Origin of the sequence: Dactylosporangium sp. NPDC005572 (assembly GCF_040605515.1) — a bacterium.
Classification (GTDB): Bacteria; Actinomycetota; Actinomycetes; order Mycobacteriales; family Micromonosporaceae; genus Dactylosporangium.
Genome location: NZ_JBEXCY010000026.1, coordinates 1 through 26,808, shown reverse-complemented (window position 1 = coordinate 26,808; position 26,808 = coordinate 1). Strand labels below are relative to the sequence as shown.

Annotated in this window: 22 protein-coding genes; 17 read left to right on the top strand and 5 right to left on the bottom strand. The window is 72.1% G+C overall.

All coding sequences use genetic code 11. The features are described from left to right. Positions 1 to 2: 2 nt before the first annotated feature. The gene (locus tag ABZS66_RS15880; protein WP_354758089.1) at positions 3 to 1,373 is read right to left on the bottom strand and encodes an aspartate aminotransferase family protein; all 1,371 of its coding nucleotides are present in this window, start codon (positions 1,371 to 1,373) and stop codon (positions 3 to 5) included. A gap of 219 nt (positions 1,374 to 1,592) precedes the next feature. Between ABZS66_RS15880 and ABZS66_RS15875 the strand changes: the two genes are divergently transcribed. The 13 genes from ABZS66_RS15875 to ABZS66_RS15815 all read left to right on the top strand — a co-directional run bounded on the left by ABZS66_RS15875 (position 1,593) and on the right by ABZS66_RS15815 (position 16,992). After that, positions 1,593 to 2,405: an IclR family transcriptional regulator gene (locus ABZS66_RS15875; protein ID WP_354758087.1), complete on the top strand. Its 813-nt coding sequence runs from the start codon at positions 1,593 to 1,595 to the stop codon at positions 2,403 to 2,405. Positions 2,406 to 2,641: 236 nt separating this feature from the next. Then, the gene (locus tag ABZS66_RS15870; RefSeq protein WP_354758085.1) at positions 2,642 to 4,741 is read left to right on the top strand and encodes a hypothetical protein; all 2,100 of its coding nucleotides are present in this window, start codon (positions 2,642 to 2,644) and stop codon (positions 4,739 to 4,741) included. 19 nt (positions 4,742 to 4,760) lie between these two features. Then, on the top strand, positions 4,761 to 6,947 hold the full coding sequence (locus ABZS66_RS15865) for a hypothetical protein (RefSeq protein ID WP_354758083.1): 2,187 nt from the start codon (positions 4,761 to 4,763) through the stop codon (positions 6,945 to 6,947). Positions 6,948 to 6,975: 28 nt separating this feature from the next. Next, complete coding sequence (locus tag ABZS66_RS15860; protein ID WP_354758081.1) at positions 6,976 to 8,229, top strand: Gfo/Idh/MocA family oxidoreductase; 1,254 nt, start codon at positions 6,976 to 6,978, stop codon at positions 8,227 to 8,229. 26 nt (positions 8,230 to 8,255) lie between these two features. Then, entirely contained in the window at positions 8,256 to 9,503 is a 1,248-nt protein-coding gene (locus ABZS66_RS15855; protein ID WP_354758079.1) for a sugar ABC transporter substrate-binding protein, read from the top strand. A gap of 69 nt (positions 9,504 to 9,572) precedes the next feature. Continuing rightward, the gene (locus ABZS66_RS15850) at positions 9,573 to 10,475 is read left to right on the top strand and encodes a sugar ABC transporter permease (RefSeq protein WP_354758077.1); all 903 of its coding nucleotides are present in this window, start codon (positions 9,573 to 9,575) and stop codon (positions 10,473 to 10,475) included. Next, positions 10,472 to 11,371, top strand: coding sequence for a carbohydrate ABC transporter permease (locus tag ABZS66_RS15845; protein ID WP_354758075.1), 900 nt, complete (start codon positions 10,472 to 10,474; stop codon positions 11,369 to 11,371). The genes ABZS66_RS15850 and ABZS66_RS15845 overlap by 4 nt, the downstream gene beginning before the upstream one ends. Before the next feature lie 5 nt (positions 11,372 to 11,376). Then, positions 11,377 to 12,399, top strand: a complete 1,023-nt coding sequence (locus ABZS66_RS15840) for an NAD-dependent epimerase/dehydratase family protein (RefSeq protein ID WP_354758073.1) — start codon at positions 11,377 to 11,379, stop codon at positions 12,397 to 12,399. Between the two features lie 2 nt (positions 12,400 to 12,401). Beyond that, positions 12,402 to 13,418, top strand: coding sequence for a dihydrodipicolinate synthase family protein (locus tag ABZS66_RS15835; protein WP_354758071.1), 1,017 nt, complete (start codon positions 12,402 to 12,404; stop codon positions 13,416 to 13,418). Continuing rightward, the gene (locus tag ABZS66_RS15830) at positions 13,402 to 14,415 is read left to right on the top strand and encodes a hydroxyacid dehydrogenase (RefSeq protein WP_354758069.1); all 1,014 of its coding nucleotides are present in this window, start codon (positions 13,402 to 13,404) and stop codon (positions 14,413 to 14,415) included. The genes ABZS66_RS15835 and ABZS66_RS15830 overlap by 17 nt, the downstream gene beginning before the upstream one ends. A 2-nt stretch (positions 14,416 to 14,417) precedes the next feature. Beyond that, complete coding sequence (locus tag ABZS66_RS15825) at positions 14,418 to 15,371, top strand: GNAT family N-acetyltransferase (protein WP_354758067.1); 954 nt, start codon at positions 14,418 to 14,420, stop codon at positions 15,369 to 15,371. A 374-nt stretch (positions 15,372 to 15,745) separates the two neighbouring features. After that, positions 15,746 to 16,042 carry a DUF1540 domain-containing protein gene (locus ABZS66_RS15820; protein ID WP_238009289.1) on the top strand — a complete coding sequence of 99 codons (297 nt, stop codon included), beginning with the start codon at positions 15,746 to 15,748 and terminating at the stop codon, positions 16,040 to 16,042. Positions 16,043 to 16,170: 128 nt separating this feature from the next. After that, entirely contained in the window at positions 16,171 to 16,992 is an 822-nt protein-coding gene (locus ABZS66_RS15815; protein WP_354758065.1) for a DUF2470 domain-containing protein, read from the top strand. A gap of 56 nt (positions 16,993 to 17,048) precedes the next feature. Here the strand turns inward: ABZS66_RS15815 and ABZS66_RS15810 are convergent, their stop codons facing one another. Further along, a complete protein-coding gene (locus ABZS66_RS15810; RefSeq protein WP_354758063.1) occupies positions 17,049 to 18,935 on the bottom strand; it encodes a DUF4118 domain-containing protein in 1,887 nt (628 codons plus the stop codon). Between the two features lie 383 nt (positions 18,936 to 19,318). Between ABZS66_RS15810 and ABZS66_RS15805 the strand changes: the two genes are divergently transcribed. From ABZS66_RS15805 to ABZS66_RS15795, 3 genes are all read left to right on the top strand, one after another. Continuing rightward, positions 19,319 to 21,490: an MMPL family transporter gene (locus ABZS66_RS15805; RefSeq protein WP_354758062.1), complete on the top strand. Its 2,172-nt coding sequence runs from the start codon at positions 19,319 to 19,321 to the stop codon at positions 21,488 to 21,490. A 93-nt stretch (positions 21,491 to 21,583) separates the two neighbouring features. Further along, positions 21,584 to 22,255: a response regulator transcription factor gene (locus ABZS66_RS15800; protein ID WP_354758060.1), complete on the top strand. Its 672-nt coding sequence runs from the start codon at positions 21,584 to 21,586 to the stop codon at positions 22,253 to 22,255. A gap of 35 nt (positions 22,256 to 22,290) precedes the next feature. Further along, on the top strand, positions 22,291 to 23,400 hold the full coding sequence (locus tag ABZS66_RS15795; RefSeq protein ID WP_354758058.1) for a histidine kinase: 1,110 nt from the start codon (positions 22,291 to 22,293) through the stop codon (positions 23,398 to 23,400). Positions 23,401 to 23,479: 79 nt separating this feature from the next. Here the strand turns inward: ABZS66_RS15795 and ABZS66_RS15790 are convergent, their stop codons facing one another. The 3 genes from ABZS66_RS15790 to ABZS66_RS15780 form a co-directional block, all read right to left on the bottom strand. Next, positions 23,480 to 24,694, bottom strand: coding sequence for an MFS transporter (locus ABZS66_RS15790; protein ID WP_354758056.1), 1,215 nt, complete (start codon positions 24,692 to 24,694; stop codon positions 23,480 to 23,482). Next, a complete protein-coding gene (locus ABZS66_RS15785; protein ID WP_354758054.1) occupies positions 24,691 to 25,191 on the bottom strand; it encodes a RidA family protein in 501 nt (166 codons plus the stop codon). The genes ABZS66_RS15790 and ABZS66_RS15785 overlap by 4 nt, the downstream gene beginning before the upstream one ends. An 85-nt stretch (positions 25,192 to 25,276) precedes the next feature. Beyond that, a complete protein-coding gene (locus ABZS66_RS15780; protein ID WP_354758052.1) occupies positions 25,277 to 26,038 on the bottom strand; it encodes a sulfite exporter TauE/SafE family protein in 762 nt (253 codons plus the stop codon). 131 nt (positions 26,039 to 26,169) lie between these two features. On the opposite strand from ABZS66_RS15780, the gene ABZS66_RS15775 reads away from it, so the two are divergent. After that, positions 26,170 to 26,808 (top strand): FAD-dependent monooxygenase (locus tag ABZS66_RS15775; RefSeq protein WP_354758200.1); only part of this gene is annotated, 639 nt, incomplete at its 3' end.

The window sequence follows — 26,808 nt, the reverse complement described above, 5'->3', positions numbered from 1 at the left end:
GCTCACCCGTTCCCCACGGCGCCACCCATGGTGGCGGTGCCGGCCAGCTCGGTGACGCCGCCCGCGGCGAGCGTGTCGCGCACCGCCGAGCGGGTGGCCTCCAGGAGGTGGTCGACGTCGGCGTCGGTGTGCGCGTAGGAGACGTGGTTGCGCTTGAGGTTGAGCGGCAGCTCGAAGACGCCGTGCTCGGGCATCCGGCGCCGGTAGCCGATGAACATGCCCGCATCGTTGCGCAACAGGTCGTCGTACGTCCGGGGAACCGGCCCGTCCATGAAGTAGCTGACAAAGACCGACCCGTGGCCGGTGACCACGGCGGGCACGCCGAGGTCGGCGAAGACCTCGGCGAGGCCGGTGCGGATCCGCTCGCCGAGCCGGTAGACGTGCTTGTGGACCGGCTCGGTGCGCAGCTTGCCGAGGGTGGCGAGCGCGGCGGCGACCATGGCCGGGTGGCCGTTGTAGGTGCCGGCGAAGAACGCCGGCGCGCCGGGGCGGGTGCTGAACAGGTCCATCAGGTCGGCCCGGCCGCCCAGCGCGCCGATCGGGTAGCCGTTGCCGAGGGCCTTGCCGAGCGTGGTCAGGTCGGGGGTGACCCCGCTGATGCGCTGCCAGCCGCCGAGGTCGTGCCGGAAGCCGGTGATCACCTCGTCGAAGACGAGGACGCTGCCGGCGCGCGTGCACTCGTCGCGCAGCGCCTGCAGGAACTCCCGGTCGGGCAGCAGGCAGCCGACGTTGTGCGGCACCGGCTCGACGATGACCGCGGCGATCTGTTCGCCGTGCTCGGCGAAGGCCGCGCGCACCGCCGGCACGTCGTTGAAGCGCAGGACGAGGGTGGCGTCGAGGACCTCGGGGAGGATGCCGGTCGAGATCGGGTCCTGGACGCCGACCCGGTCCGGGGTGGAGATGACGTTGAGGCTGACCGCGTCGTGCCAGCCGTGGTAGCAGCCCTGGAACTTCACCACGAGGCGCCGGCCGGTGGCGGCGCGGGCGACCCGCAGGGCGTGGAAGGTCGCCTCGCTGCCGGTGCTGGTCAGCAGTACCTGCTCGATGCTGGGCACCAGCTCGGCGAGGGTCTCGGCGAGCTGGACCTCGCCGTCGGTGACGGCCACGCCGCACAGGTCGAGGCGCTTGCCGGCCTCGGTGACGGCGGCGTTGACGTCGGGGTCGTTGTGGCCGAGCAGGGGCGGCCCGAAGGCCGCGTGATAGTCGGTGTACTCGCGGCCGTCGGCGTCCCAGAAACGCGCACCCGCGGCCCGGGTGATCACCAGCTCGGTGAGTCCGGGGATGCTGCGCTGCCCGCTGTTGACGCCGCCGGGAATGACCTGGCGGGCGCGCTCGGCGAGCGTGGTGCCGGATGGGGCCGATCGTGGCTTCACACCTAACTCCTCATCGGTGCGGTGCCATGGCCCAGCCCGGTCATGGCGCCGCGATGTCTTCCGCCGCATAAGATTTTCAGAACGCTGTTCGGTACTGCCAAACAGTGTTCAGCATCCTAAGCACGCCTGATCGACGGGGTCAACACGACGGGGGCGCGGTTTTCGAACAGCTTTGTTACGCTGTTCGGCCTGGGCGAACAGCAGCACGAAATGAGGACCATGAGCACCGACGAATCCGACAACGCCCGATACCTCGTCCGCAGCGTCAGCCGCGCGGCCGAGGTACTGGAGGCGCTCTCCGCCGCCGCCCCCGGTCGCGGGCTGAGCGTCACCGAGGTGGCCCAGGCGTGCGGCCTGTCCAAGAGCACCGTCTTCGCCACCCTCTACACGCTGGGCCAGCACGGGCTGGCGGCGGCCGACGGCGAGGGGCTGAACCGGCGCTACCGGCTCGGCATGGCCCTCGCCCGGCTCGGCGTGCGGGCCCAGGAGCAGCTCTCGCTGCGCGACATCGCCCGCCCCGTGCTGAGCACCCTGACCGTGCAGACCGGGCTCAGCTCCCGGCTCGCTGTGCCCGAGGGCGCCCACGCGGTCGTCATCGACCAGGTCAGCAACGGCGAGCGGATCCAGCTCGACCTGCGGATGGGCACCCGCGAGCTGCCGCACTGCACCGGCCTGGGCAAGGCGCTGCTGGCCGAGATGAGCCCCGCGCAGGTCGCCGAGCTCATCGGCCGGGTCGGGCTGCCGAAGCGCACCGACCACACGATCACCGACCTCGACTCGCTCCAGGCGCACCTGGACGAGGTCCGCACGGCCGGCTACGCCCTGGACGACGAGGAGGACGCCGACGGCGTGTTCTGCATCGGCAGCGCGCTGCGCGACCACACCGGCGGCTGCTGCGGCGCGATCAGCGTGACCGGCCTCAAGCTCGGTCTGCCCACGTGGCGCTACCAGGAAGTGGGCCGGCAGGTGCGGCAGGCGGCCGACGAGATCTCGGCCCGCCTCGGCCACGCCGATCACCGCGACAACGCTTGACACCGAGTTCACGGGCTGTTTAAAGTCCCCGCCAACGTCACGGCCAAGGTCGTGACGCCTCTCGGGCGAATTAGCTGACTCCCGCCGCGCCGCAGCCCCGGTGCCGGGACGTTTTCCGGTCAGCAGCTCCGCCGCCTGCGCGCCTCGCGCGTTTGCCCGACCTTCACCCCCAAAGAACCGCACCGCTGTGCGGCGGCGTCGCCGCACGGCTGGACCGCGAAGGTTGAGGCTTTTCCATGGGTCAACCCGGCTCGTCCCCACCCGACCACGTCACGCCCGAGGACCGGATCCTCGCGGTGGACACGGTCGCCGCCCTCAACGCCGTCCACCCGGCCCTGCTGACCGCCCGCACCATGGTCCGCGTCGCCGGCTACCACACTCCCGGAGACGGCGGCGGCACGCTGCTGCGCTGGGACCCGGCCAGCACGGCCGCCGGCAACGGCGGCACCGTCCACAATCCCTACCGCCGCCCGGTCGGCCGCTGGCTGGTCGTGCACGCAGGCGTCGGCGACTTCCGGATGTTCGGCGTCTTCGGCCGCGACACGCCGGCCGACGACGCCCTCGACGCCATGGTCGGCGACCCGTCGATCCAGCGTGTCGAGGCCCACACCGACCTGCGGTTCGTCAAGCGGCACACGTTCGGCCGCAGCGACATCGAGCTCGACTTCGGCGGCCACACCGTCCACACGGACGGCATCGAGCGCAACACCCACGACAACCCGTTCGGTGCGGTGCTGTACTTCCGCGGCACGCCGACCGGTGCGCCCGTCGTCCACACCCTCACCGAGACCGTGCCGGAGCTGTCCGACGTGTTCCAGGTGCCCGACGCGAAGCAGTTCGCGGTGGGCCAGTGGTGGACCGCGACCAGCAACCCGCTCACCGGCGCCGACGAGCGCGAGCTGCAGAAGATGGTGCAGGTCACCCAGATCGTCGACGCCACCCACATCCGGGTCGGCTACCTCAACGGCTGGCAGCTCGACCCCGGGCGGACGGTCACCTGGCAGCGGGTCGAGCCGGTCCGCCGGGCGCACGTGCGCAACATGGTCTTCCTCGGGTTCGTCGCCTTCACCGGCGAGTACCCGGGATCCGGCCCGGACGACCGGGAGTACAGCGGCTCCCACCCGGTCGCCTACGAGTACGCCGTGCGCTGCGACGTCGAGGGCATCCACGCCACCGGCACCTGGTGGCCGGTCATCATGCGCCGCTGGTGCACCCACTTCACCACCGCGAACTGCACCCTGAAGAACCCGCCGACGGTCATGTACGGCGGGGCCGGCTACCTCACGCAGCAGATCTACTGCCTCTACGGCCACGTCGTCGACTGCCGCAGCTCCAACGCCCGGCACCTCAACGACCTCACCGCCTCGGCGTACTGCACCGTGGAGAACTGCCACGGCGACGGCGACGACGCCGGCGGCAACCCGTTCACCACCCACGGGCAGTACGAGCACGACCTTGTCTTCACCGGCAACTCCGGCCTCATGGACATCGCCAACAGCGGCGGGCAGTGGGGCATCAGCGCCAAGCGGATCACGATCCGCCGGCACGTCTGCTCCTGGTTCGTCGCCGGCACCAAGATCACCGACCTGACCCTGGAGGACGTGCGGGTCATCGCCCGCTCCACGTTCGACCCGGCCGGCACGCTCCAGGTCAACGCCGACGGCATCCAGATGCGCGGCTGCTCGGCCCGGACGCTGAGCATCGCGCAGCGCTCGGCCCGATCCCGGCGGCCCAACATCATCGCCGACTGCGAGTTCGACCAGCCCGCCGGCACGGTCATCCACCAGACCCCGGTCAGCAACCCGGTGCACTTCGTCCGGACCACGTTTCGCGGCCTGGACGGCGCGATCCTGCGCGGCGCCGGCCCGGTGCGCTTCACCGACTGCGTACTGACCGGCTCGCCCGGCGCGGCGCCGCTGCAGATCGGCGCCGCCGAGGTCGTCGTGCACGGCGGAGCCCTGACCGACACCGGCATCGAGCTGTCCGCCGTGCGGGACCAGCGCCTGGTCGTCGGCGGCGGCGCGACCGTCACCGGCACCAACGCCCGCGGCGCGCTGCTGTCCCGGGCCGCCGGCACCGGGCAGGTCCGCATCGAGCTCGGCGACTACCGCAGCACCGCCGCGGGCGCGGCCACCGCGCACGTCCGCGTCGACACCGGCGTCAACCGGTACCGGGCCGTCGGCGCCCGCTTCGCCGGCGGCCGCCTCGTCCTGAGCGAGGCGGGCTTCGGCGGTACCTCCACGCTGCTGCACACCGGATGCGTCGAGGACGGGGTCGGCCGCGAGCTGCCCGCCGACTCCGCCCGGATCGTCACCACCGACAACCTCACCGTCTGACCGGCAGGAGACCCTTCCGATGGACCGTTCCGAATCGACGACCCGCCGCGCCCTGCTGCGCGCCTCCGGGCTCGGCGGCCTGGCCCTCGCCGGCAGCGCCCTCGCGCTCTCCCCGGCCTCGGCGGCCCACGCCACCCCCCACTCGCCCGGCGACGACGCCGACCGGCTCAGCCCGCTGCGGGACGCCGTCTTCCACGTCGGCTCCGTCCCCGCGCTGCTCGCCCTGCAGTACCGCCGCCTCGAGAACGGCCAGCTCGTCCACGTCGACGGCCACCTGGCCGCCGGCGACGGCGGCGCTCGGCTGGTGCGCTGGGACGCGACGAGCAGCGCGCCCGCCAACGGCGGCACCGTGCTGGACCCGCACACCGACAGGCCCGGCCCGGGTCGCTGGCTGCAGGTCCACGACGGCGTCGTCGAGTTCCGGCACTTCGGCGTCTTCGACGCGAAGACACCGGCCGACGCCGCGCTCGACGCGATGGTCAACGACCCCACGATCCACCGCATCGAGGCCCACACCGACCTGCACTTCGTGAAGCGCCACCGATTCACCCGCAGCGACCTGGTGCTCGACTTCGGCGGGCACACCATGTCGACCGACGGGATCGAGGACGCCGCCCGCGACGACCCGTTCGCCGCGGTGCTGTTCTTCCGCGGCACGGTCACCGACCAGGTCCACACGCACACCCTCACTGAGGCGGTGCTGGAAGGCTGGGACTCGTTCCAGGTCGCCGACTCCGCCGCGTTCGCGGTCGGCCAGTGGTACGCGGTCGAGGTCAACAAACTCGCCGGCGCCTGGGAGCGCGAGCTGCAGAAGCTCGTGCAGGTCACCCAGATCATCGACGGCACCCACATCCGCATCGCCTACAAGAACGGCTGGGAGCTCGCCGCCGGCCGCACGCTGACCTGGACGCGGGTCGAACCGGTGAGCCGGGTCCACGTGCGAAACCTGGTCTTCACCGGCAACGGCGCCGACCAGTACACCGGCTCGCACCCGATCGCCTACGAGTACGCGGTGCACTGCGACGTCGCCGACGTCGACGCCACCGGCTCGTTCTGGCCGGTCATCATGCGCCGCTGGTGCACCCACTTCCACACCGCCCGGTGCACGCTGAAGAACCCGACCTCGGTCACCTGGGGCGGCGCCGGCTACCTCACCCAGCAGATCTACTGCCTCTACGGGCACGTCGAGGACTGCCGCACCTCCAACGCCCGGCACCTCAACGACTGGACCGCCTCCGCCTACGGCTACGTCACCAACTGCCACGGCGACGGCGACGACCAGGGTCCGTTCGTCACCCACGGCCAGTACGAGCACGACCTGGTCTACACCGGCAACTCCGGGCTGATGACGTTCGCCAACTCCGGCGCCGCGTGGGGCTCGGCGGCCAAGCGGATCACCGTGCGCAAGCACGTCTGCTCGTGGTTCGTGGCCCGGGTGAAGGTCACCGACCTGACCCTCGAGGACGTCCAGGTGATCCGCAAGGCCGGCCTCGCCGGCTCCGGCATGCTGTGGGTCAACGCCGACGGCGTCCAGCTGCGCGGCTGCTCGGCCGACGACACGCTGATCATCTCGCAGCAGTCGAGCCGCTCCGGGCGGCCGAACGTCATCGAGGGCTGCGCGTTCCGGCTCGCCACCCCCGGCACGGAGGTGGTGCAGGCCAGCGTCACCGCGCCGGTGCACCTGGTGCGCACGAGCATCACCGGCCTCGACGGGCACGCGTTCAACGGCACCGGCCGGCTGCACCTGACCGGCACGACGCTGACCGGCGCCGCCACGGCCGCACCGATCGCCGTCAAGGCGGCCGACGTCCGCGTCGACGGCGGCACGTTCACCGACACCGGGATCCGGCTCGCCGGCGCGGCCGACCAGCGCATCAGCGTCGGCGGTGGCGCGGTGCTCGCCGGTACCAACGCGGCCAAGGCCTTCCTGTCCCGCGCCGCGGCGACCGGCACCGTCACCTGGGACCTCGGCAGCTACGTGAGCACCGCCGGCGACGGCGACACCGCGCACGTCGCCGTCGAGGCCGGCCGCAACCGGTACTCGGCCGTCGGTGCCCTGTTCACCGGTGGCCGGCTCCGGCTGACCGACGCGGGCTTCGGCGACGGCTCCTCCCTGCTGCACACCGCGTGCGTCGAGGAGGGCGTCGCCCGGTCGCTGCCGCCGGCCGGGCCGCGGGTCCGCGACACGGGCAACCTCAGCGTCTGACCCCATACCGGTAAGGAGAGAGGACGACGTGGAGCAGCAGGTGACGGTGGCGCTGGTGGGCGCCGGGAACCGGGGCCAGACGTACGCGCGCTGGGTGGCTAACAACCCGCAGCGGGCGCGGCTGGTCGCGGTCGCCGACCCGCGCCCGCACCAGCGCGGCCTCGTCGTGGCCGACCACCCCGGCGCCGCCCAGTTCACGGGCTGGGAGGAGCTGCTCGGCGCCGGGGTCGAGGCCGACGCGGTGATGATCGCGACCCAGGACCGGATGCACGTGGCGCCGGCCGTCGCGTTCGCGCGGGCCGGCCACCACTTGCTGGTGGAGAAGCCGCTCGCGCCGACCGAGGCGGAGTGCCGCGAGATCGTCGACGCGGTCCGCGCCACGGGCGTGCTGTTCGCGGTCTGCCACGTGCTGCGGTACACCCCCTACACCGACCTGGTGCGGCAGGTGGTCGACAGCGGTGTGCTCGGCGAGATCGTGAGCGTCCAGCACCTGGAGCCGGTCGGCTGGTGGCACTTCGCCCACTCGTACGTGCGGGGGCCCTGGCGGCGGGCGGACCTGGCGGCGCCGGTGCTGCTGGCGAAGTCCAGCCACGACCTCGACTGGCTGAGCTTCGTCACCGGCCGGCGCATCGAACGGGTCGCCAGCTTCGGCGGGCTGCGCCACTTCCGGCCCGAGCAGCGCCCGGCCGGGGCCGCCGAGCGGTGCCTCGACTGCCCGGTCGAGGCCGCCTGCCCGTACTCGGCGCCGAAGCTGTACCTGCCGCGGCTGCGCGAACAGGGAGCGGTGTGGCCGGTCAGCATCGTCACCGACGGCACCGACGAGGCCGCGCTCCTCGACGCGCTGCGGACCGGGCCGTACGGGCGCTGCGTGTACAGCGGCGACAACGACGTCGTCGACCACCAGGTCGTGGCCATGGAGCTGACCGGCGGCCTCACCGCCACGTTCACCATGACCGCGTTCACCGAGCAGACCCACCGGCAGACCCAGCTGTTCGGCACCCACGGCATGCTCTCCGGCGACGGCGAGCGGGTCCGGGTGCACGACTTCCGCACCGACCGGATCGAGGTCCTGGAGACCGGCCCGGTCGGCGGGTCCACCGCCGCCGACGACCACGGCGGCGGCGACAGCGGGCTGATGGACGCCTTCATCCGCGCCGTCGCCACCGGCGACGGCGGCCACATCCGGTCCGGACTGGACCAGTCGCTCGCCAGTCACCTCGCGGTCTTCGCCGCCGAGGCGGCCCGGCACACCGGCACGGTCGTGACCGTGCCCGCGCAGTGAACCATCACTCACGAGAGGAAACATTGATGCGAGTTCGCAGGTTCGCGCCGGTCGCGGTCGCCGCGCTGGTGGCCGGGCTGCTCGCCGCGTGCGGCGGCGGGTCCGGCGACAGCGGTGGCGGGTCCGACGAGAAGGCGTCGGTCACGATGTGGATCTACCCGGTCATCCCCGACCAGGCGACCCACACCGCCTTCTGGAACGAGCAGGTCACCGCGTTCAAGACCAGCCACCCGAACATCGACGTGAAGGTCGAGATCTTCCCGTGGGCGAAGCGGGAGGAGTCCCTGACCACCGCGATCGCCGGCGGCAAGGGCCCCGACGTCGTCTACCTGATCCCCGACCAGCTCGGCAAGTTCAACAAGATGATCGAGCCGCTGGACGACTACCTGCCGGCCGACGCCAAGGCCGACTACCTCGACAACGTCAAGGCCGCCGTCACCCTCGACGGCAAGATGCTCGGCGCGCCGATCCTGACCAGCAGCAACCCGCTGATGTGCAACGCCAAGGTGTTCGCCGAGGCCGGCATCACCGACTACCCGGAGACCTGGGACGACCTGCTCGCCCTGGCCCCGCAGTTCAAGGCCAAGGGCTTCGACGTCACCAACTACTACGCCGACCCGGCCGCCACCCTGAACCAGTCGTTCTACCCGCTGCTGTGGCAGGCCGGCGGCGACGTGTTCAGCAAGGACGGCAAGAAGGTCGCGTTCGACGGCCCCGAGGGCGTCAAGGCCCTGACCTTCCTCAAGCAGCTCGCCGACGGCGGCTACGTGCAGAAGGACCTGCTCACCAGCATACCGGCCTTCGAGCAGACCAACGTCGCCAAGAACAAGGTCGCCTGCACCTGGCAGCACGTGCCGGCGGACGTCAAGACGTTCTGGGGCGCGGACAACATCAAGATCTTCCCGCCGTTGAAGGACGCCAAGAGCGTCGGCTACGGCACCGTCGGCAGCCTCGCCATGCTCAAGGGCAGCTCGGCGAAGAAGGCCGCCGGCGAGTGGATCACGTTCGCCAGCCAGCCGTCGGTCACCTCGGCCTACGAGACGAAGAGCGGCTACTTCCCGGCGAAGAAGTCGGCCGGCACGCTCTACGCGTCGGACCCGATCAACAGCGCGATGGAGAAGACCCTCGCCAGCACCACGGTCGGCGCGCTGAACGAGAAGAGCCGCGAGGTGATGGGCGTGCTCGCGCCCGAGATCCAGGCGGCGCTGATCGGCAAGAAGACCCCCGAGCAGGCGCTCGCCGACGCGGCCAAGGCCGCCAACGCGCTGCTCTGACCCTCCGGTCCGGCCCGCCGCGGCACCCTCGCGGCGGGCCGGCTCCCTTGTTCACCGAAAGGACGGCGGATGGCCGAAACAGCACAGGTGCCGGCGCGGCGGACCCGGCGGGTGATGGCCCGGCGCGAGGCCCGGTGGGGCCTGCTCTTCGTCCTTCCCGCGTTCCTGCTGTTCCTCGTGTTCCGGTTCGGCCCGGCGATCGCGGGGCTGGTGCTCGGGTTCATGGACTACACCATCGGCGCCGACGCCGAGTGGACCGGGCTGGACAACGCCCGCCGCCTCGCCGAGGACCCGGTCTTCTGGCAGGCGCTGCGGGTCACGGTCGTCTACACCCTGCTGTACGTGCCGCTGACCGTCGCCGTCTCGGTCGGGCTGGCGCTGCTGGTCCGGCGCGGCTTCCGCGGCGTCGGCTTCTTCCGCTCGGTGTTCTTCCTGCCGGTCGTCACCAGCCTCGTGCTCGTGGCCACGATCTTCGCGTGGGTCTTCTCCAGCGACGGCCCCTGGTCGCGGATCCTCGGCTGGTTCGGGCTGCCCGACGACTCGTGGCTCGCCTCCACCACGCTGGTCCTGCCGGCGCTCGCCCTCGTCGGCGTCTGGTCGCACTTCGGCTACGGCATGCTCATCGTCCTGGCCCGCCTGCAGGACCTGCCGCGCGAGCAGGAGGAGGCGGCGCTCACCGACGGGGCCGGGCCGTGGCAGCGGTTCCGCTGGATCGTCCTGCCGCAGCTGCGGCCGGTGCTGTTCTTCCTGCTGGTGATCGAGACGACGGCCTCGTTCCAGGTCTTCGACCTCGTCTACGCGATGACCGGTGGCGGCCCGGCCCGGGCCAGCTACACGCTCGTCATGGCCCTGTACGACCAGGGCTTCAAGTACTTCGACCTCGGCTACGCGAGCGCCATCGGCGTCGCGCTGTTCGTGCTCACGCTCTTCGTCGCGCTGATCCAGCGGCTGGCCCTCGGGAGGGACAAGTGACCGTCACGACTGGGACCCGCCGACAGCCCCGCCGGCAGCCCGGCCGGCAGACCCGCCGGCCCCGCGCCTACCGCGCCCTGCAACCCGGCCCGGCCGGCAGGGTGCTGCGCACCGTCCTGCTGGCCGTGGCGAGCGTCGTCACGCTGTTCCCCTTCTACGCGATGGTGGTCCTGAGCCTCAAACCGGCGGCGGCCGTCGAGTTCCCGGGCAGCCTGCTGCCGTGGCCGATCGACACCGGCGCCTACGGCAAGGTCCTGGAGGCCCAGAGCATCCTGCGCTGGTTGCTGAACACCGCGATCTACTCGGTCGTCAGCGTCGTGCTGGTGCTGCTGCTCGCCGCGATGGCCGGCTACGCGTTCGCGAAGAAGCGCTTCCCCGGCCGGGAGACGATGTTCTGGTCCTTCCTGGCGATGGTGATGGTGCCGTACCACGTGACGCTCATCCCGACGTTCATCCTCATCGCGAAGGCCGGCGGCGTCGACACGTACTGGGGCCTGATCCTGCCCACCCTCGCCAACGCCCAGGCCGTGTTCCTGATGCGCCAGTTCATCCAGGGCCTGCCCGACGAGCTGTTCGAGGCGGCCCGCATCGACGGCGCGTCGGAGTGGCGGATGTTCACCCGGATCGTGCTGCCGCTGTGCAAGCCGATCCTCGCCACACTGGGCGTGTTCGTCTTCCTGTGGCACTGGAACGACCTGCTCTGGCCGCTGATCATCGGGCAGAGCGGGGACATGCGCACGCTCACCGTCGGCATCGCCTCGCTCCAGCAGGAGCAGGTGCCGCTCAACGTCATGCTCGCCGGCTCGGTGATCGCGTTCGTGCCCATCTTCGCCGCCTACCTCGTCGGCCAGCGGTACTTCACCGAGGGCGTCACGATGTCCGGAATCAAAGGATGAGACCCGTGTTCAGCAGCGAATCCGAACTGGAGGACCGGCTCGCCCGGCCGTCGCCGGCGCTCGTCGCCGACCTCGCCGGGGGCGCCGGCGACCTCGTCGTCCTCGGCGCGGGCGGCAAGATGGGCCCGTCGCTGTGCCGGCTGGCCCGCCGCGGCCTCGACGCCGCTGGGCGCACCGGCGACCGGGTGTACGCCGTGTCGCGCTGGTCCGACGAGAAGGCCGCCGCGGCGCTGGCCGCCGATGGCGTCGAACCGGTGCCGTTCGATCTGCTCGGCGACCGCGACCTGCGGGAGCTGCCCGACGCGACCGACGTGGTGTTCATGGTCGGCGCGAAGTTCGGCACCTCGGCCGCTCCCTACCTGGCCTGGGTCGTCAACGCGGTGCTGCCCGCCGCCGTCGCCCGTCGCTACGCCGGCGCCCGGATCGCCGCGTTCTCCACCGGCAACGTCTACCCGCTCGTGCCGGTCGCCTCCGGCGGCTGCGCCGAGCCCGACCCGACCGGCCCGGTCGGCGACTACGCGATGAGCTGCCTCGGCCGGGAGCAGGTGTTCGCCCACGCGGCCGCCACGAGGGGCACCCCGGTGACGGTCCTCCGGCTCAACTACGCGGTCGACCTTCGCTACGGGGTGCTCGCCGACATCGGCCAGGCCGTCCTCGCCGGCACGCCGATCGACGTCACCACCGGCCATGTCAACGTGGTCTGGCAGGGTTACGCCAACGAGGTCGCCCTGCGCTCCCTGCGCCACGCCAGCACCGGCGTGTTCACCCTCAACCTGACCGGCCCGGAGACCGCCCCGGTGCGCCGCCTCGCCGCCCGGTTCGGCGAACGGCTGGACCGGCCGGTGACCATCACCGGTGCCGAGGCCCCCGCCGCGCTGCTCAACGACGCCACCCGCTGCCACGCATTGTTCGGCTACCCGGACGTGCCGCTCGGCACCCTCGTCGACTGGCAGGCGGACTGGCTCGCCGCCGGCCTGCCCACCTCGGGCAAGCCGACCAAGTTCGCCGTCCGCGACGGGAGGTTCTGACCGTGTCCCAGGAGGGCCTTGATCTGCTCCGGTCGGGCACCGTCATCCCGGCGCACCCCCTCGCCCTCACCGCCGACCGGACCCTCGACGAGCGGCGGCAGCGCGCGCTCACCCGCTACTACCTGGCCGCGGGCGCGGGCGGCGTCGCCGTCGGCGTGCACACCACCCAGTTCGAGATCCGGCCGGCCGGGCTGCTCGCACCGGTGCTGGCCCTGGCCGCCGAGGTCGTCGACGCCGAGGCCGGCCGGCCGGTGGTGAAGATCGCCGGGGCGTGCGGCGACACCGCGCAGGCGGTCGCCGAGGCCGAGCTGGCCGCCGGGCTGGGCTACGACGCCGTGCTGCTGTCGCCGGTCGTGCCGGGCGCCGACGAGGCCGCCCTGCTGGACCGGGCCCGGGCGGTCGGCACGGTACTGCCGGTGGTCGGCTTCTACCTCCAGCCCGCGATCGGCGGCCCGCGCCTGTCCACGGCGTTCTGGCGGGCCTTCGCCGACCTGCCGGCGGTGGTGGCCGTGAAGCTCGCGCCGTTCGACCGGTACCGCACCCTGGAAGCGGTCCGCGGCATCGCCGCGGCCGACCGCGGTGCCGAGGTCGCCCTCTACACCGGCAACGACGACCACATCCTCGGCGACCTGCTCGGCCGGTTCGCCGGGCGGCGCTTCGCCGGCGGCCTGCTCGGCCAGTGGGCCGTCTGGACCCGCGCCGCGGTGGCCATGTTCGACCGGGTCCGCGCGGCCCGCGCCGGCGACGCCGCCGCCCTCGCCGAGCTGACCGACCGCGCGGCGGCGGTCACCGACGCCAACGCCGCCGTGTTCGACGCCGCCAACGCGTTCCGCGGCTGCATCGCCGGCGTCCACGAGGTGCTGCGCCGGCAGGGGCTGCTCGCCGGCGTGTGGTGCCTCGACCCGGACGAGGGACTCTCGCCCGGCCAGGCCGGGGAGCTGACCCGGGTCGCGGCCGCCTACCCGTGGCTGACCGACGACGACTTCGTCGAGGAGCACCGCGATGCCTGGCTCCGGTGACGCGCCGCGCCGGCCGGTGACCGTGGTGTCGGTGCCGCCCGCCCTGCGCGCCCAGTTCTTCCCGGCCGAGGTCGGCGCCCGGCTGGCCGAGGTCGCCGACTGCGTCCTGGTGGACGACCACGCCGCGGCGGCGCAGTGGCTGCCCCGCGCCGAGGTCCTCGTCATCGCGTGGGGCTTCCCGCGGCTCGACGCCGGCCTGCTCGACCTGGCCCCGCGGCTGCGGCTGGTCGCCCACACCGGCGCGTCGGTCAAGCCGTTCGTCACCGACGGGGTGTTCGAGCGGGGCATCGCCGTCACCCAGGCGGGGCAGGGCATGGCCCGGTCGGTCGCGGAGGTCGCGCTGGCCTTCTCGCTGGCGCTGCTGCACCGGCTGCCCCGCTTCGACCACGCCCTGCACGCCGGCGCCGCATGGGACGCCGCCGAGCAGGCGCCGCCGCGCTACGAGATCCTCGGCTGCCCGGTCGGTGTCGTCGGCGCGTCGCGCACCGGCCGCGCCTACGTCTCGCTGGTGCGCGCCCTGGGCGCCGAGGTGACGCTGGCCGACCCGACCCTCTCCGCGCCCGAGGCGGCCGCGCTCGGTGTGCGGCTGGCCGGGCTCGACGAGCTGCTCGCCGGCAGCCGGATCGTCGCGCTGCACGCGCCGGTCCTGCCGGAGACCCGGCACCTGCTCGGCGCCCGCGAGCTGGCGCTGCTGCCCGACGGCGCCGGCCTGGTGAACACGGCCCGCTCCTGGCTGGTCGACGAGGCGGCGCTGGTCGCCGAGCTGTCCACCGGCCGCATCGACGCGGCCCTGGACGTCTTCGACGACGAGCCGCTGCCCGCCGGGCACCCGCTGCGCGCGCTGCCGAACGTGCTGCTCACCCCGCACCAGGCCGCCGGCACGGTGCAGGGGAGGCGCCGTCAGGGCGCGATCGTGGTGGACGAGATCGCCCGGTACGCGGCGGGGCAGCCGCTCGCCCACGCGGTGACCCGGCAGCTGCTCGCCCGCATGGGCTGACCGTGCACCGCCCGGCCATCCCCGCCGACGAGCCGTCGCTGCGCGCCCTGTGGTCGACGGCCTTCCCCGGCACGGACGTCTTCCCGCTGTGGGCCGGCGACCCGGGGCGCTTCCCCCGCACGTTCGTCGCGGTCGACGCGGCGACGGTCCTGGCCGCCGTCTACTACATTCCCCGTCGGCTGCGCGCCGCCGACGGCGGCGCGCACCTGGTCGGCGGGATCGCGAACGTGGCGACCCTCCCCACGGCCCGCGGCCGCGGCCACGCCCGCCGCCTGCTCGACCTGGCCCTGGCCGCGATGGCGGCGGACGGCTGTGCCTGGTCGCTGCTGTTCACCGGTACCCCGGACGTCTACCGCGGCAGCGGCTTCGAACCGTTCACGCTGCGCTATCCTTCCGGCGCACCGGCCATGGCCGGTGGTGCCGCCGGTGGTGCCGCCGGGGCGGCTCCGGCGTTCTCCGGCTGGACGATCGGTCCCGGCTCGCTCACCGAGTGGCGCGGGCTCGCCGCCGCCCACCGGGCGTTCAACGCCCACCGCCCGCTCACCACGGTCCGGACCGCCGACGACTGGAACCGGCGGGTGCCGGTCTGGTACGCACCGCCGGCCGAGCTGCTCGTCGCCCACCGCCGCGGCCGGCTCGGCGGGTACGTTGTGCTGCGCCGCACGGCCGGCGAGGTCCGGGTCCTGGAGGCCGCGTGCCGGCCGGGCCGGGAGGCCGCCCTGTGCGCCCTGTTCGCCGCCGTCGCCGAGGACGCCCGCGCGGCGGGCGTGCGGCGCTGCACGGCCCGGCTGCCCGCCGACCCGGCGATCGACGCGGCGCTGCCCTGGCTGCTGCGCGACCCGGTGACCGAGACCGACACCACCGGGATGCTCCGGCCCCTGCACGCCGCCCCGGAGCTGATCGCCGCGATGACCGCCGTCCCCGGGGCGTTCCACTGGCCCGGCGACTACCTGTGACGTGCGGCGGGTGATGGCGAGGAGCGGGTGAAGCCGACTTGCCGCCGTCACCGCCGGCCGTGGTGGAGGATGAGCCGAGGGGTGTACAGCGCGCTCAGCTTCGGCGGCGGACGCGTGGGAACCGACCTGATAACGAAGGGTGGCCTTCCTTTCCGCAGGGCAAGAAACAAAGCGTAGCCTTACCTTGGTTCCGATGATCAACGTCTAATCCACGAGCAATTTTCGCGACTTCGTTCACTCATCTGAGCTGGTGCGATGCCACCACAAACCATCCTGCGCGCACCGGGGAAACGCGCCGTCGGGCGAGTTCCGGACTATTCTTGGGCGTGGTCGCGATATCGTCGATCAGGCGGAGAACAATGAGCGGAGGAGTCATGAAGACCCTATTGCAGATGCCTGCCGTGCGCGAATGCGCGGCCGTCACGTGCAGCTTCAACGACGGTGGCTGTCACGCCCCGGCCGTGACCGTCGCGGCGGCCGGCAAGGCTGCGTCCTGCGCGACGTTCGTCGAGTCGTCGGTGCGCGGGGGCATGTCGGAGGTCACCGGCAGTGTCGGCGCGTGCGCCCGCACCGACTGCGCCCACAACACCAACCTGGCCTGCACTGCGCCGTCCGTCCAGGTCGGCCCGGGTGCCACCGTCAGCGACTGCCTGACCTACCAGCCCGCCTGATCTACCAGCCGACCTGCCGAAACGGCAGGTCAACGTCCTCCTTGCACCGCACTCGGGCTCGACTAAGGTAAGCCTTACTTCATGGGGTAGGCTTGCTCGAACTCGATCGCGGAGCAAGGAGGTCTGGCGTGGCATCCGCAGCCGAACCGTTGTCGGCGGTTGCCGGCGACCGGCCGTCAGCCGACGCGGTCGGGGTCCGCTCCGCCCTAGCGACCTGCACGTCGTTGCGGCTGAACGTGGCCGGCGCGGCCACCGACCTGATCGACGCGCACGCCGTGCTCCCCGACGGCACGATCGTCGTCGCCGTCGACGCGATGACCCCGCTCGGTGGCCTGCTCGTCGCCGCCCGCGGAGCAGACGGCGCCGTCCGGCTCGAGGTCACCCACCTGGTGCCGGTGCCGGTGCGTGCCCGGGTGCGGGCGCGGGTGACGGTGACCGGCAAGGTCGGCCGGTTGGACCCGGCGTTTCTCGACGCGTGCGACGACGACACGGTCCAGGCGCTGCTCGGCCTCCCGCCGCTGGCACTCTGGACGGTCGAGCCCGGCAGCGTCCACCTCGAGCGGCACGAGGCCGCAGTCGAGGTACCCGTCGCGGCCTACCGGGCGGCGCGTCCCGATCCGCTTGCCGCGGTCGAAGCGGCGCACCTGGCCCGCTTGATCCGCCACCACCGCGACGCCGTGCACCGGTTCGCCGCGCTGGTCGACCCCGACCTGGCCGGCACGGGCGCCCGGTTGGTGCCGGTGGGCGTCGACACCGACGGGCTGACGCTGCGGGCGGAGACCGCGCACGGACATCACGACGTCCGCCTGCCGTTCCGCGCCCGGGTCACCGACGAGGCCACGCTCGACCGGGAACTGCGGCGGCTCCTGCCGAACTGGGACACCGACCGGCGCGGATCGCGAGGCGAGGCCGACGGGCGGGTCGGCGTCCGCGGCGATGAGCGCGAATAGCACTCGCCGCACTGCCGCTTGACCCAGACGGTCTGTACATCGACGGTGTCGATGCGTCAAGCGTCACGTTGAGCCGCGGATCGCCGTTGCCCCTGGCAGTTGCGGTCCTCGACCGCCGCCGTCCACGGGCCGTCGATCGGGATACAAACCAACAGTGCCGTGCCCTGCCCAGGCGGGCTGGCGACGTCCATGCGGCCGTTGAGCGTCTCCACGCGGTCCTTGAGGCCGATCAGACCGGAGCCCCGGCTGGTGTTGGCCCCGCCGACGCCGTCGTCGCGGATCGAGATCCGCAGGGACGTCGCGTCCGCCTCGACGGCGACGCGGACCAGGGTCGCCTGGGCGTGTTTGGCCGCGTTCGCAAGCGCCTCGGAAACGACGTAGTACATGCCCACCTCGATCGGCTCGGGCAGCGGCCGATCGATGGCCAGCGTGAGGTCGACCGGCACCGCGCTGTGCCGGGCGAGCGACTTCACCGCCGCGCCGAGCCCGCCCTTGGCCAGGATCGCCGGGTGGATGCCCCGGGAAATCTCCCGCAGCTCTTCGAAGACACACGTGACGTCGTCGACCGTCTGGGACAGGTCGCGCCGCACGGGGTCGAGCCCGGCGGGCAGCGACGCCTCGATCAAGCGCAGCTTGAGGCTGAGCGCGATGATTCGCTGCTGCGTGCCGTCGTGCAGGTCGCGTTCGATCCGGCGCCGGGCATCATCGCCGGCGGCGACGATCCGGGCGCGGGAGGCGGTGAGCTGGGTATGGCTGTCGGCGTTGGCGATGGCAGTCCCGACGAGCTCGGTGAAGCCGGCCATGCGCGCCTCGGCGTTCGCCGGTAGGGGTTCCGGCTCGGTGGTCACCACGACGGCGACGCCCCACAGGCGGTCCTCGACGACGATCGGCACGCCAACCCCGGATCGGATGCCCTGGCGCCGGGCGAGTTCCGCGTTGGGACCCACGGCGTTGTCGTAGCTGTGCATCCGGGCTGCGCGGCCGTCGCGCTGCACCATGACGAGGAGGCTGTCGCCCTCCACGGGAAGCGTATGTTCGATGACCAGCACGTTGCGCCCCGCGACCTGGGTGGCCGTGCCGTCGGACTCGTAGCGGTACAGGGCCGTGGGATACGAACCGAGGACCCGACCCAGTTCCTCGCTCACCACGTCGAACACCTGGGACGGTGCGGCCCCGTGGGCCACCAACGTCGCCACCCGCCGCAACGCGGCCTGCTCCGCAGCGAGCGTGGTGGCCCTTTCCCGGCTCGCCTTCAGCGAGTTGGTGATCGTCTCCCGTTCGTAGGCAACACGCAGCAACGACTCCAGCGCGGGGGCGACCCGCCCGCGAAGGCGAACCAGCATGTGCGGGTGCAGGCCGGCTGGGACCAGCAGTGTCCCGATAACCGTCGCGCCGTCGCGCAACGGGATCGCGGTCCGGCGCTCGTCACCCGCGACCGCGTCGAGCTCGATGGCCGCGGCGGGCAGGTCGAGCACCGCCGCCATCCGCTTGGACGTCGCGTCCAGAGCAGAGCGCAGGTCGCTGGCACCGAGCATGAGACGGGCCAGTTCGGCGGAGAGATCGGCCTCCAGGCGGCGTTCGGCTTCCTGGACGGCGTGCTTGCGACCGACGTCGGCCAGGGCGCTGACCAGGAAAGCGGCCGTGATGAAGACGGCCACGTCCTGCAGCTCTCGGCCGGCGGAGGGGTTCAGCCTGCCGAGCGGCGCGACGTGGAAGTAGTTGAAGACCACTGCACTGACCAGCGATGTCGCCACGCCCAGCCAGACGCCCCACACGGCCGCAACCACCAGCACGCCGACCAGGTAGAGCACCCCGTTGGCACCTTTGCCGGCGAGGCTGTGGAAGGGAAACAGGACGAGGGTCTCCACCGCAACGAACGTTGCGGCGACTAGGAACCCGAGCCGGAGCGGTGGCGGCTTCGGGCGGGACAACAGCGAGCCCATGCGCGCCCTCATTTGGCGGCTGCCCCCTTCCCGCGAAGCATGTGCCACGGGCGGAGGCCGTTATCGACCCGGCCCGCGTCGAGCAGCCCTCGTAACATGACGTAACCCATTTTCGCACTTTGTCCGGAAGTACAGCGACCAGGAATCCGGACGGTGACATCGGCGGGGCACATGATGACGCCGGGTCCGCGCTCGCCGAGCTGATCGGACGCCCCGCTCCGCGGGCGGCCCGGCTTCGCCAGGTACTGCAGCGGCGGTATGCCGGACCCGGCTGCGGCGACCGCGGTATGTGCGGTCACCGTGGTTGGCCGACGACTGGGGACGGGCCCGGTGGCGACAGTGGAGGCGTTCTGCTCCACCGTCGCGACGAAGGGATCTGCTCCGTGTCTGCTCTGGCACGCTGGTGCGTCAGGCACCGCAAGACAGTGTTCGCCGGCTGGCTGCTGCTGGTGGCAGGCCTGCTCGCTTTGGTGATCGTCGGAGGAACGGCGTTCAAGACCTCTGCCGAGATGCCCGACAGCGAGTCGTCGAAGGCGTATGCGTTGCTCGACCGGATGTCCGGCGGTGCCGGTGAGGCGACGACCACGGGCAAGGTTGCGTGGCGGGCGACGGCTGGTTCGGTGACGTCGGCGCAGGTGCAGCAGGAGATCGGTGGTCTGCTGGACGACGTCGGGAAGCAGCCCGGTGTGGTCTCCGTGATGAGTCCGTACAGCCAGGCCGGCGCACGGCAGGTGGCGGCGTCGGCGAACACGGCGTACGCCCAGGTGATCCTGCGGTCCGACGCAGATGTCGAAGGCGTCGCGAAGATCCTGGACGACGCGCAGCTCAGCGGGGTCGAGCTGACCTATGGCGGTACCGCGTTCGATCACCAGCCGCAGCCGAGCCACGGCGGTGAGGCTGTCGGCCTGATCGTGGCGCTGGTGCTGCTGATGCTGATGTTCCGGTCGTGGTGGGCGTCGTGGCTGCCACTCATCACCGGGATCGTTGGTGTGGTCGTGTCGCTGCTGCTCGTGGCGGTCGGTTCGCACGTCGTCACGTTGGACGCGACTTCGATCACGATGGCGTCGATGATGGGTCTGGCCGTCGGCATCGACTATGCACTGTTCATCGTCAACCGCACGCGCAAGGGGCTGCTCGCCGGTCAGTCGGTTGGGGATGCGGTGGCCCGGGCGGTCGACACCTCTGGCCGGGCGGTCGTCTTCGCCGGGTTGACGGTCATCGTAGCGCTGGTCGGGATTCGGGTCGTCGGCATGGGGGTGCTCACCGGCATGGGCGAGGCCGCTGCGGTGACGGTGGCGTGCACGGTGCTGGCCGCCTTGACGCTGCTGCCGGCGTTGATGGGCAATCTGGGGGTCAAGGTGCTGTCGAAGCGGCAGCGTGTGCAGCTGGCCGAGGGTGTCGTCGAGCACCACCAGCCGGGGGGCCTTGCCGCCGGGTGGGCCCGGCTCGTCCAGCGGGTGCCGTGGCTGGTGGTTCCGCTTGCGCTGGTGGTGGTTGTGGTGCTCGCGGCGCCGGTCCTGCAGATGCGCGTCGGCGACGCCGACGCGAGCAGCGACCCTTCCGGGTCGAGGTCGCACCAGTACTCGGTGATGACGTCGTCCGCGTTCGGCGCGGGCTTCGACAACCCGCTCGTCGTCGCGGCGAGCACCCCCGACGTCCCGTCGAAGCGGGCGTTCGCGGAGCTGGCTGGTCGGTTTGCCGCGGTGCCGGGTGTCGTCTCGGTGACTCCGGTGAGCGCGTCGGCGGACGCCACGGTCGGTATGGTGACGATCGTCCCCGCGAGCAGTGCGCAGGCTGCGGACACGGCGGAGCTCATCGAGCGTCTGCGTGGCGAGGTCATCCCGTCGGCGGAAGCCGGGACGGGCCTGCGTGCGTACGTCGGGGGGAAGGCGGCATCGAGTCAGGACCTGTCCGACGCCCTGCTGGGCAGGCTTCCGCTGTACCTGGGCATCATCGCGACTCTCGGGTTCCTGCTGCTGGCGGTGGCGTTCCGCAGCTTCCTGGTGCCGCTGGTGGGGGCGTTGAGCAACATCACGAGCATCCTCGTCGGCCTTGGCGCCATCACGGCCGTGTTCCAGTTCGGCTGGGGCAGTGAGCTGATGCAGGTCGGCTCCGGTGCGCCGGTCATGTACATCGTCCCGGTGATGATCGTCGGGATCGTGTTCGGTCTGTCGATGGACTACCAGGTGTTCCTGGTCAGCCGGATTCATGAGGAGTGGACACACACGGGCGACAACCGTCGGGCCGTGCGGGTCGGCGTCACCGAGACCGGCCGGGTCATCGCCACGGCTGCGCTGATCATGGTCGGTGTGTTCGCCTCCTTCGCGTTCGGCGGGGAGCGGATCGTCTCTGCCATCGGCGGCGGCCTGGCGGTCGCCGTGCTGATCGACGCCTTCGTCGTGCGGATGACCCTCATCCCGGCGCTGATGACTGTCCTCGGCCGGCGCAACTGGTGGTATCCGGGCTGGGCGCAGAAGATCACGCCGCGTGTGGCGGTCGAGGGAACCCCGGAGGCGCAGCCGGCACCGGAGCGGGTGCCGGCCGTGGTCGGATGAGTCCAGTGCAGGGTGCCCGGGCGTGCCAGTGTCCGGGCACCCTGCCGTCGGCGGATGATGGAACCGACCGTATGACCAGGAAAGGCATTGCCCGTGACGATCCGCGTCCTCCTCGCCGACGACCAGGCGCTGCTACGGGCCACCTTCCGGCTGCTGCTGGACGCCGCCCCGGACATCGAGGTCGTCGCCGAGGCCTCGACCGGCGACGAGGCCGTCGCGAAGGCGTTGCAGGCCGGCCCGGACGTGGTCCTGATGGACATCCGGATGCCCGGCAGCGACGGTATTGCCGCCACCGGTCGGATTGCCGGGGCGCAGAGCCTGAGTGGCACCCGGGTACTCATCCTCACCACGTTCGAGACCGACGAGCACGTCCTGGCCGCACTGCGCGCCGGGGCCAGCGGCTTTCTCGGCAAGGGGGTCGACCCGGCCGACCTACTGCAGGCGATCCGCACCGTCGCCGCGGGTGAGTCGTTGCTGTCACCGGCCGCGACGACCGCGCTGATCGGCCGGTTCCTCGCAGTCCCTGACCAGGCCACCGTCACTGCCGACGCCCGCTTGGACGAGCTCACCACCCGGGAGCGGGAGATCGTCGCGCTGGCGGGCACGGGGCTGTCGAACGACGAGATCGGCCGGCGGCTGTCGATCAGCGCCGCGACCGCCAAGACACACGTCAACCGCGCCATGATGAAGATCGGCGCGCGCGACCGCGCCCAGCTCGTGGTGTTCGCCTATGAGACGGGTCTTGTCACACCGGGGCGGAGCTGATCTTGCGCGGGTTGCGGGCCGTCGGGCTCTCGCTGGTGGTCGTGCTGATCGGTATGGCGGAGATCGCCTACGGCCACGGCCCTGGATTGTTCAAGCCGACGATTCCCCAGCTCGTGCTCGTGCTGGTTGGGGCTGGGGCGCTGCTGGCGCGGCAGCGCCATCCTCGCGCGGTCGTGGTCGTCACGGTGCTGTGCGGGGTGGCCCTGCCGGCGTTTCCGCCGCACCTTGTGCTGGCGGATGTGCCGACCATGGTGGCGTTGTACACCCTCGCGCTGCAAGCCGGAAGGCGTACCGCGGCAGCTTACGGTGCCGTCGCCGTGCTGCTGCTCACCGGCAGTTCCATGTGGTGGCTTCCGGAGCATTTCTTCGACATCCACAACGTGCTGCCGCTGAACTACATCGCGGCCGCGGTCGCGATCGGCGACTCGGTGCGCAACCAGCGCAAGCTCCTGGCTCAGGAACGCCGGCGGGCGGCCGAGGCCGAACGAGACCGTGAAACGGAGGCCCGGCGGCAGGTTCGCGAGGAGCGCGTCCGTATCGCCCGCGACCTGCACGACGTCGTCGCCCACCACATCACGCTGGTCAACGCACAGGCGGGCGTCGCGCACCACCTGCTGCGCACCGACCCGGACCGCGCATACCAGGCCCTCGCCGGCATCAAGGACACCAGCCGGGCAGCCCTGGACGAGCTGCGGGCGACGGTCGGCCTGCTGCGTGCCGACGACGAGCCGGACGACCGGCAACCCGCTCCCACCTTCGCCGGACTCGACGCGTTGCTGGACGGGTTCCGCCAGGCCGGGCTCGAAGTCCGCGTGACCCGCGCCGGCACCCCGCGACCGCTCACCGGCACCGCCGACCTCGCCGCCTACCGGATCGTGCAGGAGGCACTGACCAACGCTCGCAAGCACGGTGGCGGGGGAGTCGTGGACCTGGACCTCACGTACGACGGCGACACCCTTGACATGACGCTCGCCAATCGGGCCCAGCCGGGCGTGCAGGGTCCGGGCACGGGCCACGGCATGATCGGCATGCGGGAACGCGCCGAGTCAGCCGGCGGCCGGTTCACGGCTGGCATGACCATCGATACGTTTGTCGTTCAAGTCAGCCTGCCGTTGGTGTCAGGTCCAGAACCGCACACTGATTGACCTCTCGGGCCGAACGATGCCCCGCCGGCAAGAACCGCCAGCGGTGCCACGTCGGGCCGCGCGCGCGTAGCTCGCGGCGTCAGCGACCTTGTTCAGCAAGCGCGGCGGGCTCGTCGTCGCGGGCGAAGATCGTGACGGTGGCCAGCGCCGCCAGTTGCAGTCCGGCGACGAGAACGAAGGCCCAGACCGTCGAGGCGGCGGCGATGACGAGCCCGCCGATGAGCGCGCCGCCGGCAAGCCCGAGGCTGTTGAAGCTGGCGAACATGCCGAGCCCCAGCGCTCGGATGCCGCTGGGCAGGCCGCGTGCGGCGAGCATCGTCAACGACGGGTACAGCGGGGAGAAGCCGATGCCGATCAGGATCTGCGCCGCCGCGGCGACCCAGAAGTTGGGGGCGAGGCCGAGGGCGGCCAGGCCGGCCGCGAGCGCCGCCAGCGAGATCGCGGTCGCGCGTACGGGGCCGATCCGGTCGGGCAGGTTTGCCAGCGCGATGCGCGCACCGATCACGCTGACGGAGAAGACCGCGAAGACGGATGCCGCACCGGTGGGGCCGCCCGCCGGCACGCCCTGAGCCGCCAGGTGCACGATGAGGAAGCTGAGCATGAGCCCCTCACCGCACCAGGCCGCGGCGGCGACGACGCCGGGCACCCAGACCGCGCGGAAGGAGTGCCAGAGCGCGGCGGCGCTATGGATGCGCCGGACCGTCGGCACGGGCGCCGCCGGCCGCGCGGGTCGCGGCAGACAGGCGATGATGACGGCGGTGACCAGCTCAAGGGCGGCGCACAGCAGGAACACGGCGCTGAATCCGAGCGCCTGGTTGACGGCCACGCCGACCTGCGGGCCGACGGCGAGCCCGATCCACACGCTCAGACCGAAGATGCTCAGCGCCTTGCCGCGGTGCGCGGCGGGTGCCGTCGCCACCAGCCAGGCCATGACGAGGGTCATCGCGGCGGCGTTGCCGATGCCGAACAGCAGGCGGGCCGGTCCGGCTCCCCACAGGGACGGCACGGCCGCCAGCAGGAGCATCCCGAAGGTCGCCGTCACACCGCCGGCCAGCGCCACCACCCGGTATCCGTGCTGGTCTCCGAGCATCCCGGCCACCGGCATCGCGACCATCGAGGCGACCGCCCCGAGCGAGATCACCAGACCGGACAGCGTCGCGTCGCCGCCCATGACGCGTTGCACGTAGTCGGGGATGATCGGCGTACTGGCGGAGTTGGTCATCGCGCTCAGGGTCGAGGCGGCAAAGATGAGCCAGAAGGGCACGGTGCGGGTGATGTCGCGCGGCGGCGTCATGACGCCGCCGGCTCTGGCGCGCACTCCAGGCTGAGCCAGAGTTCGAAGCAGTTGTTCCGGGACAGGGCTGTCGCGCCGATCGACGCCCGGCCCAGGCTGCCGATCTCGTCGCCGAACACCTCGACGAAGAGGTCGCTCGCGCCGTTGGAGACCTCGTGCAACCGCGCGAACCCGGGCGGGCAGGTCATGAAGCAGAGCGCCCGGGACAGGCTCACCACGTTGTCGAGCGAGCCGATCGCGTAGCGGATCATCCCCAGCGCGTGGATCGCGGTCAGCCGCGCCGCGTCGTAGCCCTGCCCGATCGTGACATCGACCCCGATCACCCCGGGATGCAGTCGCTCGCCGGCCCGGTTCTCCGGGGTGAGCCCGCTGAGTTCGAGCAGGTCGCCGATGCGGTGGAACGGTTTCAGCGGGCCGTAACGCAGCCCGTACGGGGGATCCGAGTAGTCGGGGATGGTGAGGCCGAGTTCTCGAACCCGCTGCTCCGCACTGGCCACACGCTCTCCCTAGTTGTATCCATACCTAGCGGAAATGGATCCACCTTAGCGAGAGGGGTGCGTCCTGACGACCCCCGACGCGCGGTCAGAACGCCCGGATCAGCAGTACGCCGCCGACGCCCGCGCCGACGGTGATGATGACCGCGCGCAGGACGCGGGGCGGCAGCCGCTGGGCGAGCCGGGCGCCGACGAAGCCGCCGACCACGGTCGCCGGCACGAGCATGGCCACCGCGGCCCAGTTGACCGGCCCGAACACGGCGTAGACCAGCACGGTCACGCCGCCGACCGTGGCCGAGAGCACGTTCTTCAGCGCGCTGATCCGGCGCAGTGAGTCGTCGAGGACGAGGGCCAGTCCGGCGATGAGCAGCACGCCGAGCGCGGCGTTGAAGTAGCCGCCGTACAGGCCGCAGACGAAGACGGCCAGCTGCAGCAGCACGGCGGCCCGGCGCGGGGAGTGGTCCCGGGGCTGCCCGGCGAGCCCGCGCAGCCTCGTCTGGAACGCCAGCGTCGCGGTCGCGCCGAGCACCAGGAACGGCACGACGACGTCGAACACCGCGCGCGGCGTGGACAGCAGCAGCGCGCTGCCGCACAGTGCGCCCGCGACCACCGTGGGCAGGACCTGGCGGATCCGCCGGCCCTGGCCGGACAGGTCGGCGCGGCTGCCGACGACGCTCGCGCCGTAGCCGGGCGCGACGGACAGCGCGTTGCTGACGTTCGCCGACACCGGCGGCAGGCCGATGCCGAGCAGCACCGGGAAGGTGATCAGCGAGCCGCCGCCGGCGATGGCGTTGACGATCCCGCCGGCCAGGCCGGCGACGAGCAGCAGGGCGGCATGGAACAGGGTCAACGGGTCAGCCTTCCTCGGGGGAGCCGGGGGTGTCGCGCATCCACTATGGGGGTACAGTGGATACAAAGTCATGTAGTATGGATACAGTACATGCGTTCAGGAGACCGAACCGTACCTAGGAGGCGAGCGGCCTGAGCACCCGGCAAGCGGTCGAAGACCCGCGCTCCGCCGACGTCGTCATCGTCGGGGCCGGCCCCGTCGGCGCGGTCGTCGCAGACCGGCTCGCCGCGGCGGGCGTGCGCGTGGTCTGCCTGGAGCAGGGCGGGTGGCCCGGTCCGCTGGTGGCCGCCACCGACAGCCGGTGGGAGCTGGCCGGCCGCGGCCCTGCGCATTTCAGCCCGAACCGCCGCCGCGGCCCCGGCGACCACCCGATCGACGACCGCGACTCCGACCTGGACGTGCTCACCTGGAACGGCGTCGGCGGCGGCACCGTGCTCTGGGGCGCCCAATGGGAGCGGTACCTGCCCAGCGACTTCCGGGTCCGCTCGTTCGACGGGGTCGCCGAGGACTGGCCCATCGGCTGGGACGACCTCGCGCCGTACTACGAGCGGCTCGACCGGGACTTCGGCGCGGCCGCCGAGCCGGGCGACCCGGCGTTCCCGGTGAACGGCGCCGCGCCGTACCGCGCCCTGCCGATCATGGAGCTCGGCCGCCGCGTCGCCGCGGCGCACAACCGGCTCGGCTGGCACTGGTGGCCCGGCCCGAACGTCGTCGGCCCGCCGGACCGGATGGCCGCCGCCCGCGCGGCGGGCTACCCACCGGGGCTGCGG

Excerpts from the sequence above, each read along its gene's own strand:
- ABZS66_RS15875 (WP_354758087.1), top strand. The coding sequence starts at position 1,593 with ATGAGCACCGACGAATCCGACAACGCCCGATACCTCGTCCGCAGCGTC.
- ABZS66_RS15870 (WP_354758085.1), top strand. The coding sequence starts at position 2,642 with ATGGGTCAACCCGGCTCGTCCCCACCCGACCACGTCACGCCCGAGGAC.
- ABZS66_RS15865 (WP_354758083.1), top strand. The coding sequence starts at position 4,761 with ATGGACCGTTCCGAATCGACGACCCGCCGCGCCCTGCTGCGCGCCTCC.
- ABZS66_RS15855 (WP_354758079.1), top strand. The coding sequence starts at position 8,256 with ATGCGAGTTCGCAGGTTCGCGCCGGTCGCGGTCGCCGCGCTGGTGGCC.
- ABZS66_RS15850 (WP_354758077.1), top strand. The coding sequence starts at position 9,573 with ATGGCCGAAACAGCACAGGTGCCGGCGCGGCGGACCCGGCGGGTGATG.
- ABZS66_RS15830 (WP_354758069.1), top strand. The coding sequence starts at position 13,402 with ATGCCTGGCTCCGGTGACGCGCCGCGCCGGCCGGTGACCGTGGTGTCG.
- ABZS66_RS15820 (WP_238009289.1), top strand. The coding sequence starts at position 15,746 with ATGAAGACCCTATTGCAGATGCCTGCCGTGCGCGAATGCGCGGCCGTC.
- ABZS66_RS15810 (WP_354758063.1), bottom strand. The coding sequence starts at position 18,935 with ATGGGCTCGCTGTTGTCCCGCCCGAAGCCGCCACCGCTCCGGCTCGGG.
- ABZS66_RS15790 (WP_354758056.1), bottom strand. The coding sequence starts at position 24,694 with ATGACGCCGCCGCGCGACATCACCCGCACCGTGCCCTTCTGGCTCATC.